This window comes from Chitinophaga pollutisoli (assembly GCF_038396755.1).
Taxonomy (GTDB): domain Bacteria; phylum Bacteroidota; class Bacteroidia; order Chitinophagales; family Chitinophagaceae; genus Chitinophaga; species Chitinophaga pollutisoli.
On the sequence record NZ_CP149822.1, the window covers coordinates 3179754 to 3200519 of the forward strand.

23 protein-coding genes and 1 riboswitch are annotated in these 20766 nt (G+C 54.3%); of the genes, 13 read left to right on the forward strand and 10 right to left on the reverse strand.

Annotation, left to right across the window (positions count from 1 at the left end; all coding sequences use genetic code 11):
* Position 1: 1 nt before the first annotated feature.
* Together WJU16_RS13175 and WJU16_RS13180 are read right to left on the reverse strand one after the other, a co-directional pair.
* Complete coding sequence (locus WJU16_RS13175; RefSeq protein WP_341833963.1) at positions 2 to 586, reverse strand: TetR/AcrR family transcriptional regulator; 585 nt, start codon at positions 584 to 586, stop codon at positions 2 to 4.
* Positions 587 to 1664: 1078 nt separating this feature from the next.
* Complete coding sequence (locus tag WJU16_RS13180; protein ID WP_341833964.1) at positions 1665 to 2924, reverse strand: aminotransferase class I/II-fold pyridoxal phosphate-dependent enzyme; 1260 nt, start codon at positions 2922 to 2924, stop codon at positions 1665 to 1667.
* A 291-nt stretch (positions 2925 to 3215) separates the two neighbouring features.
* On the opposite strand from WJU16_RS13180, the gene dnaN reads away from it, so the two are divergent.
* The 3 genes from dnaN to WJU16_RS13195 all read left to right on the forward strand — a co-directional run bounded on the left by dnaN (position 3216) and on the right by WJU16_RS13195 (position 5758).
* Positions 3216 to 4334, forward strand: coding sequence for a DNA polymerase III subunit beta (gene dnaN, locus WJU16_RS13185; protein WP_341833965.1), 1119 nt, complete (start codon positions 3216 to 3218; stop codon positions 4332 to 4334).
* Positions 4335 to 4630: 296 nt separating this feature from the next.
* Complete coding sequence (locus tag WJU16_RS13190) at positions 4631 to 5470, forward strand: sterol desaturase family protein (RefSeq protein WP_341833966.1); 840 nt, start codon at positions 4631 to 4633, stop codon at positions 5468 to 5470.
* A gap of 33 nt (positions 5471 to 5503) precedes the next feature.
* Positions 5504 to 5758: a hypothetical protein gene (locus tag WJU16_RS13195; protein WP_341833967.1), complete on the forward strand. Its 255-nt coding sequence runs from the start codon at positions 5504 to 5506 to the stop codon at positions 5756 to 5758.
* A gap of 273 nt (positions 5759 to 6031) precedes the next feature.
* Here WJU16_RS13195 and WJU16_RS13200 read toward each other — a convergent pair whose 3' ends face one another.
* Entirely contained in the window at positions 6032 to 6517 is a 486-nt protein-coding gene (locus tag WJU16_RS13200) for a lipocalin family protein (RefSeq protein WP_341833968.1), read from the reverse strand.
* Positions 6518 to 6651: 134 nt separating this feature from the next.
* Positions 6652 to 6753, forward strand: a riboswitch (TPP riboswitch).
* Between the two features lie 51 nt (positions 6754 to 6804).
* On the opposite strand from WJU16_RS13200, the gene thiS reads away from it, so the two are divergent.
* The 3 genes from thiS to thiC all read left to right on the forward strand — a co-directional run bounded on the left by thiS (position 6805) and on the right by thiC (position 9697).
* Complete coding sequence (thiS, locus tag WJU16_RS13205) at positions 6805 to 7008, forward strand: sulfur carrier protein ThiS (RefSeq protein ID WP_341833969.1); 204 nt, start codon at positions 6805 to 6807, stop codon at positions 7006 to 7008.
* A gap of 277 nt (positions 7009 to 7285) precedes the next feature.
* Positions 7286 to 7654: a hypothetical protein gene (locus WJU16_RS13210; RefSeq protein WP_341833970.1), complete on the forward strand. Its 369-nt coding sequence runs from the start codon at positions 7286 to 7288 to the stop codon at positions 7652 to 7654.
* Between the two features lie 231 nt (positions 7655 to 7885).
* Positions 7886 to 9697, forward strand: a complete 1812-nt coding sequence (thiC, locus tag WJU16_RS13215; protein ID WP_341833971.1) for a phosphomethylpyrimidine synthase ThiC — start codon at positions 7886 to 7888, stop codon at positions 9695 to 9697.
* On the opposite strand, the gene WJU16_RS13220 is transcribed toward thiC, so the two are convergent.
* Positions 9666 to 9794: a hypothetical protein gene (locus tag WJU16_RS13220; RefSeq protein WP_341833972.1), complete on the reverse strand. Its 129-nt coding sequence runs from the start codon at positions 9792 to 9794 to the stop codon at positions 9666 to 9668. The genes thiC and WJU16_RS13220 overlap by 32 nt on opposite strands.
* A gap of 232 nt (positions 9795 to 10026) precedes the next feature.
* On the opposite strand from WJU16_RS13220, the gene WJU16_RS13225 reads away from it, so the two are divergent.
* The 5 genes from WJU16_RS13225 (at position 10027) to thiH (ending at position 14152) form a co-directional block, all read left to right on the forward strand.
* The gene (locus WJU16_RS13225; protein ID WP_341833973.1) at positions 10027 to 10728 is read left to right on the forward strand and encodes a thiamine phosphate synthase; all 702 of its coding nucleotides are present in this window, start codon (positions 10027 to 10029) and stop codon (positions 10726 to 10728) included.
* 34 nt (positions 10729 to 10762) lie between these two features.
* A complete protein-coding gene (locus WJU16_RS13230; protein WP_341833974.1) occupies positions 10763 to 11530 on the forward strand; it encodes a hydroxymethylpyrimidine/phosphomethylpyrimidine kinase in 768 nt (255 codons plus the stop codon).
* Positions 11531 to 11649: 119 nt separating this feature from the next.
* Positions 11650 to 12267: a thiamine phosphate synthase gene (gene thiE / locus WJU16_RS13235; RefSeq protein ID WP_341833975.1), complete on the forward strand. Its 618-nt coding sequence runs from the start codon at positions 11650 to 11652 to the stop codon at positions 12265 to 12267.
* On the forward strand, positions 12252 to 13040 hold the full coding sequence (locus WJU16_RS13240; RefSeq protein WP_341833976.1) for a thiazole synthase: 789 nt from the start codon (positions 12252 to 12254) through the stop codon (positions 13038 to 13040). Before thiE ends, WJU16_RS13240 begins: the two co-directional genes overlap by 16 nt.
* Positions 13037 to 14152, forward strand: a complete 1116-nt coding sequence (gene thiH / locus WJU16_RS13245) for a 2-iminoacetate synthase ThiH (protein ID WP_341833977.1) — start codon at positions 13037 to 13039, stop codon at positions 14150 to 14152. Before WJU16_RS13240 ends, thiH begins: the two co-directional genes overlap by 4 nt.
* On the opposite strand, the gene WJU16_RS13250 is transcribed toward thiH, so the two are convergent.
* On the reverse strand, positions 14113 to 14340 hold the full coding sequence (locus tag WJU16_RS13250) for a hypothetical protein (protein WP_341833978.1): 228 nt from the start codon (positions 14338 to 14340) through the stop codon (positions 14113 to 14115). The two genes, thiH and WJU16_RS13250, sit on opposite strands and share 40 nt — an antisense overlap.
* Positions 14341 to 14472: 132 nt before the next feature.
* Between WJU16_RS13250 and WJU16_RS13255 the strand changes: the two genes are divergently transcribed.
* Positions 14473 to 15684: an MFS transporter gene (locus WJU16_RS13255; RefSeq protein ID WP_341833979.1), complete on the forward strand. Its 1212-nt coding sequence runs from the start codon at positions 14473 to 14475 to the stop codon at positions 15682 to 15684.
* Positions 15685 to 15795: 111 nt separating this feature from the next.
* Here the strand turns inward: WJU16_RS13255 and WJU16_RS13260 are convergent, their stop codons facing one another.
* The 5 genes from WJU16_RS13260 to WJU16_RS13280 form a co-directional block, all read right to left on the reverse strand.
* Complete coding sequence (locus WJU16_RS13260; protein WP_341833980.1) at positions 15796 to 16173, reverse strand: group III truncated hemoglobin; 378 nt, start codon at positions 16171 to 16173, stop codon at positions 15796 to 15798.
* 44 nt (positions 16174 to 16217) lie between these two features.
* Positions 16218 to 16715 (reverse strand): hypothetical protein, encoded by a 498-nt coding sequence (locus WJU16_RS13265; protein WP_341833981.1) that lies wholly within the window; start codon positions 16713 to 16715, stop codon positions 16218 to 16220.
* 85 nt (positions 16716 to 16800) lie between these two features.
* A complete protein-coding gene (locus WJU16_RS13270; RefSeq protein WP_341833982.1) occupies positions 16801 to 17877 on the reverse strand; it encodes an iron-containing alcohol dehydrogenase family protein in 1077 nt (358 codons plus the stop codon).
* A 23-nt stretch (positions 17878 to 17900) separates the two neighbouring features.
* Entirely contained in the window at positions 17901 to 18638 is a 738-nt protein-coding gene (kdsB, locus tag WJU16_RS13275; RefSeq protein ID WP_341833983.1) for a 3-deoxy-manno-octulosonate cytidylyltransferase, read from the reverse strand.
* A gap of 15 nt (positions 18639 to 18653) precedes the next feature.
* The gene (locus WJU16_RS13280) at positions 18654 to 19847 is read right to left on the reverse strand and encodes a DegT/DnrJ/EryC1/StrS family aminotransferase (protein WP_341833984.1); all 1194 of its coding nucleotides are present in this window, start codon (positions 19845 to 19847) and stop codon (positions 18654 to 18656) included.
* Between the two features lie 490 nt (positions 19848 to 20337).
* Between WJU16_RS13280 and WJU16_RS13285 the strand changes: the two genes are divergently transcribed.
* Complete coding sequence (locus WJU16_RS13285; protein WP_341833985.1) at positions 20338 to 20766, forward strand: nuclear transport factor 2 family protein; 429 nt, start codon at positions 20338 to 20340, stop codon at positions 20764 to 20766.

The window sequence follows — 20766 nt, forward strand, 5'->3', positions numbered from 1 at the left end:
CTTACTTTTTTAATGAATTGATGAAAATGTCGGCCAGTTGCACCTGCCACTCTCTCACTCTTTCAAACTCCTCGTCACTGATCTCTTCACTTAGGTCTTTGCTCACCAGTGACAGGCGCAAGCCGATCATAGCATGCATATACAAAGCCGCCACCTTTTCCGGGTCTGCTGTAATCAATTCTCCACGGGCGGCGCCTTTTTCGATGATGTTCGTGATGATCCGGATCTCGCGTTCGCGTGCTTTTTGGAAGGCTTCGTGGGCGAAGCGCATCAGTTGTTTGTCTTTCAGCACTTTGAACAGTTCGAGCCGGCAGAATCTTTTGGCGAACGCATGGCGGGTGGCGATGAGTTCCATGAAAGCCTGGCGGGCGGTTTCGGCCTGTTCGGCTTTTTCTTCGAGATCCTGGAAATAGGTTTCCCCGGCTTTTTCCAGTGCGGCGACATGCAGCGACTGTTTATCGGGGAAGTAATAATACAGGGAGGCTTTGGAGCAATGGAGGTCGTCGGCGATTTCGTTCATGGTCGTTTTGGACGAGCCGTAGTACGTGAATCGTTTCAGTGCCGCATCGATGATGCGTTCCCTCATTTCATCCCTGTTTTCTGTCATAATTAACTTTCTGACTTTTTTAGTTTCTTGGTCAAAATTAGAAAGGATTTTTGAATTTAGTAAGCAGGGTTGACCATTTAACGCATTTTTAACGATTGGATGACACAAAAGGGTTTAGGGAGTTTCCGGGGTAATCGGTTGCGTAAGCGATTGAAATTGAATGGTACGGAAAGGAAGGTAAAAATCAATACGGATTGATTATCAATACATTGATTATTTATTATGGTCTTTACACAAAAGGCGCATTTTAAATTACGTATTAAAATCTTTTGTGTAAAAACGTAATTAATAGCCTTTTAGACGATTCTAAGGGCTGCATAACGATTCGGGGCTGTGTATCCGTTAGAAAATTCCAACGGCTGAAACCGGCTGATTTTCAGACGCGTTTCACAGAAGCATAGTTGAAATTTGCCGTAATCACCTGCAACTTTTTCTTCATGGGTCAACCAACACCGGAGAAAGCCTGGATTACCGTTGCCGGAAATTGTCGATTTACGTATTGAAATTATTTGTGTAAAAACATCAATAATAGTGCTTTAGCACCGTGTATAGAGGGCTTAACCGCCAGCAACACGAATGCGGTTTGCCAATTGGGTTTTATAGTATAACATTGATTATCAACTAGAAGTGACCGCTCAAAGGGCTACACAATTCTTCCGGCCAGCTTATAGCTTACCATCCATACAAAACCTGGTTGCATCATCAGTCCCTATATTCCCGCTTCCGATATCGACCCGTTCCCGCGAGGACCACACAATAGGTGCAATCCGCCGCCCCCGGCCACAGCCTGTTGCAAACCCAACCCCAACAGCCGTGTAATCGTCATTTTATTGTCAACTGAGCCACCTGTAAGCTACCTATGCGCTACCATTAAGCCATATATGAGCCACCCTCATAAAGAGGTAGCTCATACATAGCTAATTCCAGGTTCATGTGATGGTTATCCTGGTGCATGCTTTGCCGGAACCCTGTGGCCAGGGAATCCTATCGTCCCAAAAAGAACCGGCCCCGGCGCTTTCGCACCGGGGCCGGGGAGGTCATATATATAATGTATGCCTTATTGCAGTTTTTCCAGCGCCGCTTTCAATGCGCTCAGCATCGCGGGGATTTCTTCTTTCACGCAGGTACCAACGCTCAGGCGGTACCAGGGAGAAGTTCTGTCGGAACCGAAAGCATAGAACGGCACCACCGCCAGTTTAGCCTCATCGAGGATGTAGGTGGTAACGGCGCCCTGGTCTTCCAGCACTTTACCGTCGGCGGTTTTCTTGCCTTTCAGGTCGAGCTTGATGGTCAGGTAGATGGCGGCCTGGGGAGCGATGGCGTCCACGGCGTGGCCTGCTTTCTTCAGCGCGTCGAAGCCTTCATAGATTTTTACGAGGCGTTCTTCCACTTCTCCTTTGAAATGAGCGAGGTATTTATCCACGTTCTCTTTCTGCACGAGGTATTTGGCCGCGGCTTTTTGTTCTGCCATAGGGCTCCAGGCGCCTACGTGGGAGAGGATGGATTTCATTTTGCTCATCACGTGTTTGGGACCGAGGGCCCAACCCACGCGCACACCGGTACCCGCGAAAGCCTTGGACATACCGTCGATGAATACGGTATAGTCTTTCATGGCCGGACGGAGGGAAACCGGGTTATAGTGTTGCGTATCGCCGAAGGTGAGCACCCAGTACATCTGGTCGAACAGTACGTACAGGGGTTTTTCGCCGGCGGCGCGGCTGGCGTTTTCTTCGAGGACCATGTCGCAGATCTCTTCCAGTTGCTTTTTGGCGAAGGTGGTGCCGGTCGGGTTCTGGGGAGAGCAGAGGGCGAGGAGGGTAGCGCCTTTGAGGAGGGGCTTCAGCTCGGCCGCCGTGGGCATGAAGTCGTTTTCCACTTTGGTTTCGAGTACTACGTGCTCGCCTTCCAGGAAGTGGGTGTAGTGGTTGTTGTTCCAGGACGGGGTAGCGTAGATCACTTTCTCGCCGCGGTCAACGATGGTGCGGTAAGTTGCGTAGATGATCGGGCGGCCGCCGCAGGAAATCACGATCTCGCTCATGGGATCGTAATCCAGTCCTTCCCGCTCGCTGATAAACTGGCCTACCGCTTTACGCAGCTCCAGGATACCGTCGGCCGGGGGATAGTTGGTGTATTTATCCCGGTAAGCCTGAATGATTTCGTTTTCAAACTCCAGGGGGATGGGGAAAACCTTGGGATCGAAATCGCCAATGGTGAAATTGTAGATCTTTTCACCCTTAGCCTGCTTTTCCTTGATCTCTCCTGCTAATTTGATAATTTCGGAACCTATCAGCGTTTCGGCTAAATGAGACAGTTTCATATCCCTTGTTTTTTATTTTTTATGAAATGATGGTTTTTTGCGCCCGCAAAACTAACCGATTTGACAATAATTTAAAAGAACCCGCGGATTGTTTTCAATATTTTCAATATTACGAAGGATTTTGTCGATATTATTCAATAAATGATGACCAAACTGCATTTTTGACAACCGGCGTTCGTCTTTCTCAAATTTGTTGGTTGATAAGATGATGTGGAAAAGGTGAGGGTTGATCATTGGCGAAACTTTCTATCTTTGTTTGCCTTACATTTGCAACAATTATTAAGTAACCTTATGAAGTTTATCGTTTCTTCCTCCACTTTACTGAAACAATTGCAACAGATCAGCGGCGTGATTAACTCCAACACTGTGCTGCCTATCCTGGAAGATTTCCTTTTCCAGATCGACAAGAATGAGCTGACCGTTGTGGCGACCGACCTGGAAACCGTCATGAAGGTAAAACTGGAGGTAGAGGCCAAAGAAACCGGCCGCATTTGTATTCCGGCGAAGATCCTCATGGATTCGCTGAAGAATCTGCCCGATCAGCCGCTGACTTTCAACATCGATCTCAATTCCTTCGCTGTTGAAATCACTTCCGACAACGGTAAATACAAGGTGATGGGCGAAAATCCGGAGAACTTCCCGAAAGAACCCGCCGCGGAAGATGCCACTAATTTCACCATGATCTCTTCCGCGCTGCTCACCGCCATCAACAAAACGCTGTTTGCGGTTAGCAACGACGATCTCCGTCCGCAGATGACCGGTGTGTTCTTCGAACTGCACCCCGACAGTATCACTTTCGTGGCCACGGATGCGCACCGCCTGGTGAAATACATCCGTACCGATGTGAAATGCCCGCAGACCGATAGCTTCATCGTTCCGAAGAAGCCCCTCAACCTGCTGAAATCCGCTATTCCCGACAACGACAGCGAGATTCGCATCGCTTACAGCAATAACCACTTCTTCGTGTCGCACCAGAATGCGCAGATGATCTGCCGCCTGATCGACGCGCGTTTCCCGGATTACAAGGTGGTGATTCCGAAAGACAATCCTTACCGCCTCACCCTGGTGAAGAGCGATTTTCAGAACGCCCTGAAGCGTGTAAGCGTTTTCGCCAACAAGAGCACCAACCAGGTGGCGCTGAGCATCAGCGGCGCCGAGCTGCAGCTGTCGGCCCAGGACGTGGATTTCTCCTTCGAGGGTAACGAGCGGATGAGCTGCCAGTACAGCGGCGAGGATATGCAGATCGCCTTCAACGCCAAGTTTCTCATTGAGATGCTGCACGCGGCGGAAGGGGATGAGATCACGATCGACCTGAGTGCGCCTACCAAGGCGGGAATTCTCCGTCCGGTGGAAAAAGCCGAAGAAGAGGATCTGCTGATGCTGGTGATGCCGTTGCTGATGAACAACTAATCAACGAAAGAATTTCCATAAAAAAAGCCGCCTTCAACAGGCGGCTTTTTTATTTCGCATGGAAAATCACTATATATTAAACAATTCCCGCATTCTTCCCCAAAACCCCTCAATCTCCTCACGCTTTCATTTTTCTTGTTATATAAATAATTCTATGAATGAAAACCTTCCTTCCCGTCGAAGAAATATTTGGGCTGAAACCCGCCACTAATGGGCAAAATGTCGTAATTTCTAAGTGTTAACGAGCCTGGTTTTTCATAACTGATCCGCGTATACGACCCAAAACCCCGATACAAATGATGGAGTTTTTCGAACATATACCTTCACATTACCGTACCGCATTGCTGGTAGGAGGCTTGGTGATTTTGTGGCTGATTGAAGGGGTGATTCCGCGCATCCGGTTCAGGAACAACCGATTCCGGCATGCCGGAACGAACCTGTTCTTTACCTTGACGACGGCGGCGGTAAACCTGGGTTTCGCTTTCCTGATCGTAAAGGCTTCGGACTGGACGAGCACCGAGCGTTTCGGGCTGTTGTACCTCGCGCAGTTGCCGGTTTGGCTGCATTGCCTGCTGGCGATCCTCATGATGGACTTCATCGGCGCGTACCTGGTGCATGTGATCCAGCATAAGATCGCCTGGATGTGGCATTTCCACAAGATCCACCATACAGATACGGCGGTGGATGCGACTACGGCGTTGCGGCACCATCCGGTGGAAAGCATGTTCAGGGTGGTGGCTTTGTTCCTGGCGATTGTGGCGATGGGGGTTCCCATCTGGATGGTGATGTTTTACCAGTCGCTATCGGCCTTCATGAGCCAGTTCAATCATGCCAATATCCATTTACCGGGATGGCTGGACAAGGGATTGAGCTGGATCATCGTTTCGCCGGACATGCACAAGGTGCATCACAGCCGTTATCAACCGGAGACGGATTCTAATTATGCCAATATATTTTCTATCTGGGACCGCCTGTTCGGCACCTTTGTGACCGTGAAAGATACGACCAGCCTTCGTTACGGGCTGGATGAATACCTGGATGAACGATATCAGCAGATCGGGCCTTTGCTGAAGACACCGTGGGAGGATGTGCCGGTTCCGGACCAGCCGCATCAACAGAGGGGATTATCACAATAGCCAATTTTTTTGATCACTTATAATCCGTACACAATGCACCACCCAACAAGTCTGCCCAAGATTGCAGGTTTTGCATCCATTTTCTTCGGCGTAGTTACCGCCGCTTTTGCCTTTATCAGCAAATCGCCCGAACCGGCCGTATATATGGGAGCCGCGGGCGTTATCCTTTGCCTGGTATCTTCCGTGATTGCCCGTAAGAACATTGATGAGTTACAGATGGCCATAGCCGGACTTTTCCTGAGCATCGTAGCAACGGGGATCGGCGTTTGGCAGATGTATAACCTGTAGGCAATGATGCTTATCGCAAGTTCCTCTCTTTAGGGGCCGGTGTATAGCCGTACCCGCCTCATGAATAAACCTCCCGAATCCTGAATCGGGGAACTTGCGTTGCTATCCTGTTAACTCCCTGAATTGTGCGTAACCCGGAAAAACCTGTCCTGATTTCCCGATATCCATGAAACACACTGACGTGAAACTGCTTCCTTGAGGGAGTAGCGGATGATTTTCTTTTACATACGGAGCAACGCGAGGGCTTCCGGGGGTGACCGCCGGGCGGGGGATCTATTTTCTCTTTTTGGCGGAGGTGGTTTGCCTTTTGAACGTTTCGATATGGCCTTCGGCTGCGTTGACGGGGTGAACGCGCAGGGCGGTATCGGAAAGTTCGCGAATCAGCAGGGTATCGGTTTGCAGGAAAACGGTATCTGCGCGTGAGTAGCCTGCGAGGCCATGGAGCAGGAGGGTATCTTGCAGGAGGCGCCAGCTTTGGTATTTGAGGGATTCGAGATGGATGGAAGATGCTTTGCCGTCTTTCCGTATCTGAAACCCGATCATGAGCGTGTCGACGCCTTCGACGGGCTGGAGCCAGCGGCCGGGGAGCAGGGAGGAGTCGATATGCACAGAATCCAATATGGCTACCGGTTCTACAGGGCGTTCGATGAAAACGGTATCTTCTTCGGTGACGGCTACACTGTCTTTATGCGCATCGCCGCTACTGTTGTTGCAGGCAACTGCGAGGAGGAGGATCGCTGGCAGGAGGGTGCGGGTCATACGCATGGCTGTTTAAAGGATTGTATCAAAGATAATGCTAAACATGCGGTTCAGCTTCGATCGGGAGAATAATCCGTGCGGGATGGGCTCCGCCGCGCTATTTGGAAATTGTAAACCTAACGCTTAGATTTGTGCTTTCACTTTAGGGGTGTTTTCCCGGAAACGGGAAAGCTGAGATGATACCCTCAGTACCTGATGCAGTTCAGACTGCCGTAGGGAAAAGTAATACTGAACTCCTTCTCATCACATCCTTAAAGTTTATTGTTCACTTTTAATTCCTTGTAATCATGGAAGTGCATGTAAACAATAAACTTTATGCGGTGCAGCCGGAAACCTCCGTGACTGCGCTCTTACAGTTTATTCAGCTTTCTTCCGGCAAAGGCATCGCCGTTGCGGTAAACCGCAGGGTTATACCCAGGCCCGACTGGCCCAGTACCCTCTTAATGCCCGAAGATCAGGTCACCATTATCCAGGCCACGCAAGGCGGCTAACGGCGGACGCTGCGGCAATGCAGCGGGTTCGCGGGAGATGGTGATGCTGATTATCACCAGGTATTCACGCAGTATCCTAACCGGATAAGAAACGCCGAAACCCGAAGTTATTTTGCGATGCAGTTTACGCATGCAAATTGCAATTTACGGGTAGTCGCATTTCATTCCAGGCGAGGATTTCAAGCGCTGACGGAATCTTGCTGGCAACCTGGATTCCGGGGATGGAGGTCTCCGCTCTTTCATGATGGATGAAGGAGTTTCGGAACCATCCTGGCGCATGCTGAAACTTGCTGGCAACCTGGATTCCGGGGATGGAGGTCTCCGCTCTTTCATGATGGATGAAGGAGTTTCGGAACCATCCTGGCGCATGCTGAAACTTGCTGGCAACCTGGATTCCGGGGATGGAGGTCTCCGCTCTTTCATGATGGATGAAGGAGTTTCGGAACCATCCTGGCGCATGCTGAAACTTGCTGGCAACCTGGATTCCGGGGATGGAGGTTCCTACACCGTCAATGTGACGAAGGCGTTTGGGCAGAGCAATGAACCGCTAAAACTGAAACGCATGTTGCTTTCAGATCAACACGTGCAAATTGTTATCTACCCGCGCGAAACGCCGGTGAAGAACCGTTTAACGCTTGTGTTCTGAACGCTTTATCAACACGAACTGCAAACCTGAATTCGTCACCCCGTCATCGCGGATCCGTCTGTCCCGGCATGGTTTGCCGCGCTTTCCGATCTTACCCAATGTCCTTGCCGCCAATTACATACTGATTCCCGGCTAGCATGCCTTCATATGTTTGCCGCCGGACGGGCTGTTTACGCCTATACAGCGTACAGGCTCTGTCATGCCCATACGTAAACCTTTTAACGATTTAATATGCAAAACCGTATCACACGCACTCCTTTTCCTGCTTCGCAGAAGATCTATGTCCCGGGGTCCCGGCCGGATATCCAGGTCGCCATGCGCGAGATTTCCCTGACAGATACACGGGTACATAACCGCCTCGGCGAGCTTCGCGCCAACGCCCCCGTGACCGTCTACGACACCAGCGGTCCGTACACCGATCCGGCCATCGCCATCGATCCCGCTATAGGCCTGCCGCGCTTGCGGGAGTCCTGGATCGATGAACGGGGAGACGTGCAGCTCTTGCCCGCGCTCACCAGCGATTATGGCCGCGCCCGGTTATCCGATCCAGCGCTTGCCCATTTGCGGACGGGGCAGCCGCCCCTGCCCCGTAAAGCCCGCCAGGGCGCCAACGTTACACAACTGCATTACGCCCGCAAAGGCATCATCACGCCTGAGATGGAATATATCGCCATCCGCGAGAACCAGCGTGCCGATGCCGCTTTCCGTGAAGGAGACCCGCTCTGGCAGCAACATCGCGGCACCGGCAGTGCGCCCCGCCTTATAACGCCGGAATTCGTCCGCAGCGAAGTGGCGGCCGGCAGAGCCATCATCCCCGCCAACATCAACCACCCCGAAAGCGAGCCCATGATCATAGGGCGCAACTTCCTCGTGAAGATCAACGCCAACATCGGCAACTCCGCCGTTACCTCTTCCATCGAAGAAGAAGTGGAAAAAGCAGTGTGGGCCTGCCGCTGGGGAGCAGACACGATCATGGATCTCAGCACCGGCAAAAACATCCACGAAACCCGGGAATGGATCATCCGGAACTGTCCCGTCCCCCTGGGCACCGTACCCATCTACCAGGCGCTCGAGAAAGTGAACGGCAAAGCCGAAGCCCTTACCTGGGAGATCTTCCGCGACACCCTCATCGAACAGGCCGAACAGGGCGTGGACTATTTCACCATCCACGCCGGCGTTCTGCTCCGGTATGTACCGCTTACCGCCAAAAGAATGACAGGCATCGTTTCCCGCGGGGGCAGCATCATGGCCAAATGGTGCCTCGCCCATCATAAAGAGAACTTCCTTTATACGCACTTCGACGAGATCTGCGAGATCATGAAAGCTTATGACGTTGCCTTCTCCCTCGGCGACGGCCTCCGCCCCGGCTCCATCGCCGATGCCAATGACGCCGCGCAGTTCGGTGAGCTGGAAACTCTTGGCGAACTCACTAAACGCGCCTGGCAGCAGGACGTCCAGGTAATGATCGAAGGCCCCGGGCACGTGCCCATGCACCTCATCAAAGAGAACATGGACAAGCAGCTGGAACATTGCCACGAAGCGCCGTTCTATACCCTCGGTCCCCTCACTACCGACATCGCCCCTGGCTACGATCACATCACCTCCGCCATCGGCGCCGCCATGATCGGATGGTTCGGCACCGCCATGCTTTGTTACGTAACGCCCAAGGAACACCTGGGACTGCCCGACCGCGAAGACGTGAAGCAGGGCGTGATCACTTACAAACTGGCGGCGCACGCGGCGGACCTGGCGAAGGGGCACCCCGGCGCACAACATCGTGATAACGCCCTCAGCCAGGCGCGCTTCGAATTTCGCTGGGAAGACCAGTTCAATCTTTCCCTCGACCCGGACACTGCACGCAGTTATCACGACGCCACGCTACCGGCGGACGGCGCCAAGATCGCGCACTTCTGTTCCATGTGCGGCCCGCAGTTCTGCTCCATGAAGATCTCGCAGGAAGTACGGGACCAGGCTGACCGGGAAGCCGCCATGGCGGAAAAAGCCAGGGATTTCACCGCCAGCGGAGGGGAGATTTACGCATGATCTGGCTGATCACCGCCCCGGAGTTCCCTTTGCCGGAGCCGTTCCCTACACCGGAAACGGCACCGTGCTGCCACTCCCATGCTGCTCCGAAGGTCATTCCTATTCCCAATTACACAGCGCAATACAGGCCCAAAGAACCTCGTACCACACACCGCAGGGCTTCGCTTATCAATGCACAGGTTGCCGGGGACAACCCGGTTCCCAGAGGGCCGCTATCCAACAAAGCAGTGGTCCCCACGCACACGACTTCCCATTGCAAGGCGAGCGGGAAACACACATACGCACCCGAAAGTCCGCAGCGTGATGGAAAGCTGATTATTCATGGCCTTGTGCACACGATATCCGGCAGACAAAGGCAGCTGGAATGCAGTCCGGATCCTTCGAAGGAGGTACGTTTTACAACTGTAACCGGCAGCCAAAGGCAGCAGGAGTGTGCTGTTGCGGCGATGAACGATACACGGTCCGGAATAACAAACGACGCCTCTCTGCAAAGGGAACTCCACATCATCCTATCCGCATTCGAAGCTGGATTGCAAACCCTCCTGCTCCGGAAACCCGGCTGGTCCGAACATGCCTACGCCCGGTGGCTCAGCTTCCTGCCGGAATGCTACCGCCAACACGTGATGGTTGCCACCTATCCCGCGCTGGTAGAATCCTTCGGGCTGAAAGGCCTTCACCTCAGCGAAGCGGCCCGCGCGCAAATCGCGCCTTACGAAATCCGCAAACTCCGCGAAACGGGTAAATGGGTCAGCGCATCCATGCACGACGATGCCACAGATACCACCGCATTTGATTTCGTATTGCAGGGACCTGTATTCGACAGCCTTTCCAAAACCCGCCACCTCGCCCGGCCATTCCACCACATCCCTTCCAACGCCATTGCCCTGGGAGGCGTGCACGAAGGAAATGTCCTGCAGGCGAGGGAACTGGGGTATTGCGGGGCCGCCGTGCTCGGCGCGGTCTGGCAGCAGCCGGAGAACGCCAATAGCACCATTACGCAATTGATCAACAGATGGAATCAAACAACATGATGACGTCATTCTTTAACCTCACATTGATCACACCATGCGATACGCCATGAGCCTCGCAGGCCTCGACCCCTCAGGAGGGGCTGGCCTCCTGGCAGATATCAAAACCTTCGAAGCCTGGCACATCCGCGGGCTCGGCGTCTGTACCGCGCTCACCGTCCAGACAGATACGGCGTTCCTCGGCGTCGAATGGATCAGCGCCGATAACATCATCGCGCAGGCATTGCCATTGGTACAGCAATACCCGGTCGATTTCTGTAAAATCGGGATCGTTTCCCACCCGGAAACCATCGCAGAAGTGATCGCCGCCCTCCGGGCCGCCCGCCCCGGCATCACGTTCGTGCTCGACCCAGTGCTCCGCGCATCGGCAGGGTACGCCTTCCATAACGCCATTCATGCGAAGTGGGCATCTATCCTCCCTTCCATTAAACTCCTCACCCCCAATTACGACGAAGCCGTCGCCATGAGTGGGTTGCCGGATGGTGAAGCCGGAGCCCGCAGCATGGCAGCACATTGCGCCGTATTACTCAAAGGCGGGCACAGGCCCAACCGCCCGGGCCTCGACACCTTGTTTCAACAACATACCGAAACAGACTTCCCGCCGATTGGGAACCAGGCTTTCCCCAAACACGGCTCAGGTTGCGTACTATCCGCTTCCATCACCGCAGCCCTGGCCAGTGGGCTACAATTGGAAGACGCCTGCCGTGCAGGCAAAGATTACACCTACCGCTACCTCATGAGCAGCCCCGCGCTGGTCGGCTGGCATGAAAAAGAAGTTGTGCATAATAGCCATAATCCGGATTGAAAAATCAACCGGGAAGCTATCTCCGAATTCCGGAGATCGCGAAAAATTGACGCAATCCCCGGCAGTAAAAGCAATGCGCTTTTCCGCCGGTATCAAAAACCGAGAAATTCTCCGTAAAAATGATATTACCGCAAAAACTGTTGTACATCTCGCAGCAAACTCCCACCGCATCGCATGCCGATAATATCCTCGCCGCCTGCGAAGCCGGCTGCCGCTGGATCCAGCTCCGGGTGAAACAAGGCGACGCGACCGCAGCCGCTTTTGAAGCCATGGACATCTGCCGATCCTTTGGCGCCGCACTTTCCATCAACGACCATCCGGAGATCGCCAAAACCGTTGGCGCGCAAGGCGTTCACGTTGGGCTGCAAGACATGCCCGTAGCCGAAGCCCGCGCCATCGCAGGGCCTGGCGCCCTCATCGGCGGAACCGCCAATACACCTGAAGACGCCCTCGCACATGCCGCCGCCGGCGCAGATTACATCGGCTACGGGCCCTTCCGATTCACTTCCACGAAAGAAAAACTCAGTCCCATCCTCGGCATCCCCGGCTACAACCGGCTGATGGCCGCGCAACCCGGCATCCCCGTGATCGCCATCGGCGGCATCCTGCTCAACGATATTCCCGCCATCCTCGACACCGGCGTGTACGGCATCGCCGTTTCCGGATTAATCACCCATGCACCGGACAAAAAATCCATCGTGCAACAAATACTCGACAGTATATGGACGAACTCATAATCGCCGGCCATTCCTTTTCCAGCCGCCTCTTCACCGGCACCGGCAAATTCGGCGACCTCGCCTGCATGGAAAAAGCACTCATAGCCTCCGGTTCGCAGCTGGTGACCGTAGCCCTCAAGCGTGTAGACGCCGGCCATCAACCCGACAACCTGCTCGCGCATCTCCGCCACCCGCAATTCCGGTTACTGCCCAACACTTCCGGCGTACGGAATGCGCGGGAAGCCGTTTATGCAGCAGAACTCGCCCGCGAAGCACTGGAAACCAACTGGCTGAAACTCGAAATCCACCCGGATCCCCGCTACCTGCTGCCCGACCCCGTGGAAACCCTCGCTGCCACGGAAGCCCTGACTGCAAAGGGTTTCATCGTACTGCCCTACATCCACGCAGATCCCGTGCTTTGCAAACGACTGGAAGCCGCAGGCGCCGCGGCCGTTATGCCGCTCGGCGCTCCCATCGGGTCTAACAAGGGTTTGCGGACGAAAGATTTCCTGGAAATTATTATTGAACAAAGCAACGTGCCGGTTGTGGTAGACGCGGGCATCGGTGCGCCCAGCCACGCCGCCGCGGCGATGGAATTGGGAGCGGACGCGGTGCTGGTCAATACCGCCATCGCCGTAGCCGGTGATCCCGTGGCCATGGCAGAAGCATTCGCCGCCGCCGTGGAAGCAGGACGTAAAGCCTACGTCGCCGGGCTCCCCGCCGCCGCCAGCCAGGCTCACGCCAGCAGCCCGGTGCTGGCATTTCTCGACGAAGCAGAAACAGATGTGTCATGAAAACGCCGTCTTTTGAAAATATCTTCCGGAAGCACGCGTGGGAAGAAGTGAAAGCAAATATTTACGCCAAAACTTCCGCCAATGTAGAAGCCGCACTCCGCAAGCCGCGCCGCAATATGGATGATTTCATGGCCCTCATTTCTCCCGCCGCCGCACCCTACCTGGAAAGGATGGCGGCGCTCAGCAGGCAGCTCACGCAGCAACGGTTCGGCAAAACCATCCAGCTGTACGCCCCGGTTTACCTGTCCAACGAATGCCAGAACATTTGCACGTACTGCGGCTTCAGCCTCAACAACCCCCTCCGCCGCAAAACCCTCACCGGCGCGGAAATGCTCCGCGAAATCGATGCCGTGAAAGCCATGGGCTTCGGTCATGTGCTGCTCGTCACCGGCGAAGCCTGGCAAACGGTAGGGATGGATTACTTCAACCGCGCGCTGCCGATCTTTAAAAAACATTTTCCGCAAATTTCCATCGAAGTGCAGCCGATGGAGGAAGACGAGTACCGTGCACTGCAACCCCTGGGCCTCCATTCCGTGCTCGTGTACCAGGAAACTTATCACGAAGAAGATTATAAAAAACATCACCCGAAAGGAAGAAAATCCAACTTCGCCTGGCGCCTCGAAACGCCCGACAGGCTTGGGCGCGCGGGCGTGCATAAAATCGGGCTGGGTGTGCTGATAGGACTGGAAGACTGGCGGACCGACAGCTTCTTCACCGCCCTGCACCTCGATTACCTGCAGCGCACGTACTGGCAAACCCGCTACAGTATTTCCTTTCCGCGGCTCCGACCATTTTCCGGCGGGCTACCGCCCAAGTCCATCATGAACGACCGCGAACTCCTGCAACTCATTTGCGCTTACCGCCTCTGCTTCCCCGATGTGGAACTGAGCCTTTCCACCCGCGAAAGCCCCCGTTTCCGCAACCACCTCGTTCCCCTTGGTGTTACCACCATGAGCGCCGGCAGCCGCACCAATCCCGGCGGCTATGCCGTGGAACCAACGTCGCTGGAGCAATTCGAGATATCAGATGAACGGAGCCCCGCTGCAGTGGCCGATATGATCAGAGCGCACGGCTATAGCCCGGTATGGAAGGACTGGGACGATTTCGGATAGTAAAAAAACGCCATTTCCATATGCTGGACTTCGGAAGCGTCGTACAGGAACATCCGCTCCATTTTATCGCCGGAAGTTTCCATGGCGCCACGGAGGATGGTAAGGGGAGGATGGGCGGCTTCCGCAAACCGGGGCCATGTCGCCAGGATGCAGATAAGGGCCCCAAAGAGGCAGGAATGTCGTTTCATAAACGGAAGAATTATGGTTGTTCGCATACATTTTAAGACAACACAGGTACAGGAACCGGGGAAGGAAGGGACAGGCGGACAAATTTCTATAACAATCGGCGGGAATTGACTTCCGGAGGCTAACTTTGCAGCATGGACCAGTCGAGTGGGAAGATTTATACGCTTCAGTTCGGGTTGCTTTGCCTGAGCAACCTGCTTTTCTCCGCTAGTTTTAACATGATGATCCCCGAGCTGCCTGCTTACCTCACCAGCCTGGGCGGCGCCGACTATAAGGGATACATCATCGGTCTTTTCACCCTGATGGCCGGCCTGAGCCGGCCTTTTTCCGGAAAACTGACAGACACCATCGGCCGCATTCCTGTGATGGTATTCGGTTCCGTGATCTGCGTCATCTGCAGCCTCCTGTACCCTATGGTCAGCAGCGTTGGCGCGTTTCTCCTGCTGCGGTTTTTTCATGGGTTTTCCACCGGCTTCAAGCCCACCGGCACCTCGGCCTACGTGGCGGATATGGTCCCCTTCAACCGCCGCGGCGAAGCGATGGGGATGGTAGGACTGGCCAGTACGATCGGGCTGTCGCTGGGCCCCTCCATCGGCGGTTCCATCGCCAATGCCTGGGGCATCGTGACCATGTTCCAGATCTCAGCGATATTCGCCTTGTTATCTGTCGTGATTCTCATCGGCATGAAGGAAACGTTGCACAACCGGGAGAAGTTCCGGCCGGCGTTGTTGAAAATCTCCCGTCACGAGATATTCGAGCCTGCCGTGATGGCGCCCGTTGTGATTACGTTCCTCACTTACTTCAGTTACGGCGCGCTGCTTACTATCATCCCGGATTTCAGCGCCCACCTGGGTTTGCAGAATAAAGGGTTATTTTTTACTTTCTTCACCGCCAGCTCCATCGGGATCCGGTTGCTGGCCGGCAAAACCTCCGACCGCTACGGCCGTGTGCCCATTTTGAAGATCGCGGCCACGCTGATGGCCATTTCCATGGTGGTGATCGGGCTGGCGCATACACCCGCGGTATTGCTGGCGGGTGCTTTGTTGTACGGCGTTTCGCTGGGTTTGAATTCCCCGGCCGTAACGGCGTGGACCATCGACCTGGGGTTACCCGAGCACCGGGGGCGTGCGCTGGGCAGTATGTACATCGCCCTGGAAGCGGGCATCGGGCTGGGGGCATTCTTCTCCGCAGAATGGTACGGCAACAACCCCGCTCATTTCGCCAAAGTATTCTTCATTATGGCAGGCGTCACCATTCTGGCAACCATCTACCTGCTGTTCGTGTATCGCAACAAATACGTCCGCTACGCGCGCAAATCCATCAAATCCCACTACCGCAACCGCTAAAACCGGACGGCAAGCACGGTTTCTTCACAAGATGCGCAATAAGAATGTGTTCGCTGATACCAACAATGGGGAAACAACCTTGTCATCCTCCCATCGAGAAAATGCAAAAATTTATTGAAACTGACCGCGTTCGAAGCGGATTTTTCCCAGGAAAATCTGCGCGATGGAAGCGCCTTTCACTTTCGCCGTAGCCACGCGAGGCCCCTGGAACAGCGTATCAGCCGTGGCATGCCACAACTGCACCCAACGATCGAAATGAACCTGGTCTACCGGCAACGTCCGGTGCTTGACGTACGGCGCACCGAAATAATCCTTCTCGCCCAACAGCTGTGTACCCCAGAATTTATACATCGTTTCCAGGTGTGCGGGCCATGCGTCCGGGGCGATGCGTTCATTAAAGATCGGCCCCAGCATTTCGTCTTGCCGGATTTTATCGTAAAAAGTGTTCACCAGCAGCTTAATATCCTCAATATCTCTGATGTCGTTCATAACACAAAGTTCGGTTAACCGGCTGAATTAAACGATGACAAAGGTCAATCCCTGTGGCGGATAAACCCTATTTCGCCCCGTGAATCCTCTTCCCACTGGATCATTTCCTCCAGGAACTTCCCGATAAACCGGTCTACGGCAGGCCCGTCCAGCTCTTCCGGCTCCACCGTTTCGAGGGTTTCGTTCTTGGGCTTCTCTTCCGTCATCCCGTCGATAAACGGGAAGCTGATCCACACCACGATCTGCCCGTTGCGGGTTTGGGAAAACGACAAAAAGCCACCGATTTTCATCTTCTGTACCACGCTGAACGGCGATTGCTCCACGATGCCGCTGGGCTCATGGTCAAAAAGGAGATAAACGGCTTCCAGCCCCTGCATCATCTCGTTGGCGCCGGCTTTCCAGTTCAGGGGAAAACGGGCCGTCACTTCCCCGAGATATTTCACCAGGAAAGGCTTGGCCGTTTGCTGCCAGGCGGCCCGACGGGCCTTTACCTTTTGCAGTACGGTGGTGTAGTGTTCCGTGAGTTTCCCAAGTTGTTCCATGGTTCTGGTATGGGTTTAGACAAAAGAGGCTGCATCGCCGGAGCGTCCTACAGCCTCTTTGGAAATAATTATATTGACGTTGACTTTACAGTTTTTCGTACAGCTTACGCAGACGGTCGCGGGTCATGAGCGTTTGCCAGTCTTTACCGAGGGCGTTTTCCCACAGCGGCGCCAGGCCCATCGATACGTCGATCATTGTTTCAAAGTCCGCGTCGCTCAGGCCTTTGGTGATGTGCTGCGGAATCTCCACCTGGTGTTTGTCCACCATCTGCTTGAATTCCTTCACACCGGCAGGGTAAAATTCCTCCAGCTTGTCGAACACGATGCAGTTGCCCACGCCGTGTTTGGTACCCAAAAGATAGCTCAGCCCGTAGCTCACCGCATGGGCTACGCCCACCTGCGAGTACGCGATGCTCATGCCGCCCGCATAGGAAGCCATCATGAGCTTTTCATCGGCGTCGTCGTCCCAGCGGTCTTTCTTCAGGTAGATTTCCTGGCAGAGCTCCAACGCCTTTTCGCCGTAAGAACGGCTGAAAGCGTTGAGGAACGTACCTTCCAGGGATTCGATGCAATGGATGTAGCAGTCCATCGCGGTATAAAACCGCTGGTTCACCGGCGCATTGGAAATCAGTTCCGGATCCAGGACGATCTGGTCGAAGGGAGTGTAGTCGGAGTTCATGCCCAGCTTTCGGGTAGGGCCTGTGAGCACGGTAGTACGGCTCACTTCGGCGCCGGTGCCGGAAAGGGTGGGGATGCCTGCTTTATATACGGCCGGCAGTTTCACGAGATCCCAGCCCTGGTAATCCGCGGAAGAGCCGGGGTTGGTCATCATCAGCGCTACGGCTTTGGCCATGTCCATGGTGGACCCGCCGCCGATGCCGATGATCCCGCTCACTTCGCCGAACTCAGCCTTCAGCTCGTCGCGCAGGCGGTCTACGTAAGTGGTTTTGGGCTCATGGGTCACATCGATGAAAACGATCTTGTCCTTGCCGCGCAGGGGGATGCGGGAAAGGAACGGCTGGTTGCCTTCAAAGAAATGGTCCACAAAAAATATCATCGGCGCATCGCCCTTGCGGCGCGGCGCAATGATCTCGTCGAGCTGGTTAAACGCACCCCGTCCGAAAATCACGTATCCTACCAGTTTAAAATTTCTGAATTTCATGTTATATCCCGAATTTTTTGTGTTTAAGGTTGATCCAGCAATTTGGAAGCTCTTTCCAGGTCTTCCGGCGTATCGATTTCCACGCCCATATAGTCGGTTACGACCATTTTGAGGGGGATTCCCATTTCGAGGTACCGCAGGCACTCCACTTTCTCGGCGGCTTCCAGCGGCGTCATGGGTGTGCGCGTGAACTGCAGCAGGGCGTCGCGGCGGAAGGCGTAGATGCCGATATGCTCGTAGTACACTGTGGGCACGTTTTTATCGCGGGGGTAGGGAATCACGGAGCGGGAAAACATGAGCGAATTGAAATCCTTGTCTACCGCCACTTTCACGAAGTTAGGGTCTTCAATGTCTTTCCAATCCTTCAGTTCCTGCATGAGCGATGCCACCTGCACCTTTTTTCCGGCTTCGCCTTCAAAAACCTGTAACAGCTTCTCCAGCGGTTCTTTCCGGGTGAAGGGCGTATCGCCCTGTACGTTCACCACGATCTCGACGTCGGTCATGTCCTCCACGGCTTCAGCAATGCGGTCCGACCCGCTTTCGTGCTCGCGTTTGCTCATGATGGCCTTTCCGCCGTTGCGGGTGATTTCTTCAAAAATGACGTCGCTGTCGGTTACGACCATGACTTCGTCGAACACGCCGGTTTCGCGGGTGGATTCATACGTTCGCCAGATAACGGTTTTACCTGCGAGCTCTGCCATCATTTTGCCGGGGAAGCGGCTGGCGGCGTAACGCGCCGGGATCAATGCGATTTTCTTCATGCCGGGAATTTGTTATTACAATGCGCTTTTCACGGCGGCCGTCAGTTTTTCGGCGCGTTCGCGTACTTCCGCGTCAGTCCAGGCGAGGCTGATGGGGAAGGAGATGCAGCGGCCGATGATGGCGTCGGATGCGGGGAATTGTTTGGTTTGATAAGCGGCGAGGTCTTTGGCGAGTTGTTCCGGGAACCGGGTGAGGGTGGCGCCCTCTTGCAGGTGGTTCCATTTGCGGAAGTAGTGCCAGTTGTTGTCGAACCAATGGAACGCGGGCAGGCCGGCGGCTTTCATGGCTTTGGCGGCGTTGCGGGCCGTTTCCAGGTCGGGGAGGAAGAAGGAGAGATGGGTGCAGCTGTCGCCCGAGGGGTCGGGGATGCGGCGGAACTCCACCTGCGGAAGCGTAGCCAGCGCCGCTTTCACGATCTCGTGGTTGTTGCGGAGAATGGCCAGGAAACGGTCGAGCTTGCGGATCTGCGCAAGGCCTACCGCGGCGTGCAGTTCGGAAATGCGGAAGTTGTAGCCCAGGTGCGGATGCCCGTCGGCGCCACGGTCCGCCCCGCCGAGATGGTCGTGACCATGATCGGAGTAAGCGTCGCATTTCGTGTATACGTCTTTATCGTTGGTGATGATCGCCCCGCCTTCGGCGCAGGTGATCGTTTTGACGAAGTCGAAGGAGAATGTACCGGCATGCCCGATGGAACCGAGGGCGCGGCCTTTGTGGGTAGCCCCGGTGGATTGACAGGCGTCTTCCAGCAGGATGAGGTTATGCGCTTTGCAGATTTCCATCAGCGCGTCCATGTCGGCCATGGAGCCGCACATATGTACGGGCATTACGCATTTGGTGCGGGGGGTGATGGCGGCGCGCACGGCGGCGGGGTCCAGCGTCATCGTATCGTCCACATCCACCAGTACGGGCGTTGCCCCTACCGACAACACGGCTTCGAAGCTGGCCACGAAGGTAAAAGTCGGCATGATGACCTCGTCTCCCGCGCCAAGGCCCAATGCGGCCATAGCGGTCGTGAGCGCGGTAGTACCGCTCGATGTCAGCTGCGCGTATTCCACGTTGAAACGCTCGCAAAGCGCCTGCTCCAGTTCCTTCGCTTTCCAGATCCCTTTGCGGGGACCGTCGAATCCATAACGCATGTAAATTCCTGTCTCGAGGACGTCGTTTACTTCCTTCCTTTCTTCGGCGCCAAATAATTCAAATCCGGGCATAATGCAAAATTTTTGTAGTGGTGCAAAGGTAGAACAATCCCGGAATGGAAAACCGATAAAAACCGTTAAACTTTTCCATCGTCAAATATGCATTTTTTCATAGATTCAATTGTGATAATCAGTCATTTATATAGATTTTAAATCCGGAAACCGCGGAAACGCAGGTCAAAAATCCGGGATATTACGCCTGCAGGCAGGCCGCATAGTTATATTCTCCTGTGGGCCTGCTTCATAGTTAATTCTGTATAACTGCAGAGATGATGAAAGGATGCAGCATGCAGATAAAACGGATACCACGCAGTAAAAACGGGTGTTCATATACTTTATATACACTTTTGATATACAGTAACCCCTACTTTACAATACAGTATGGGTTCGCCAGCCCCGCTGCCATGCATACAATTTTACCCGTTTTTTCCACCCCGCATCCCGGAAAAAGAAACGTCCCGCGCGGGGATTTCCTTATTTTCATGCTATCAACAACCATTCTATGCGCAAATTCTTATTGTCCGCCGCCTTTTTCTTCTCCGTGATCCTTTCCGCTTCCGCCCAGGATCCGGCCGAAACCCGCATCCGCCAGCTCATGCAAACCCAGCTCGAATGCTGGAACCGCGGCGACATCGAAGGCTTCATGGGCACTTACTGGAAATCCGACAGCCTCCTGTTTATCGGCAAAAAAGGGCTGACCTACGGATGGCAGGCCACGCTGGAAAATTACAAAAAAGCCTATCCCGGCAAAGAAGGCATGGGTCAGCTCGCATTCGATCTGCTGGAATTTAAAAAACTCGCGGGCGATGCTTATTTTGTAGTAGGCAAGTGGAAGCTCACGCGCACCATCGGCAATCTCGACGGACATTTCTCCATCCTCCTCCGCCGCATTAACGGGGAATGGAAAATCGTGGCCGACCACTCCAGCTAA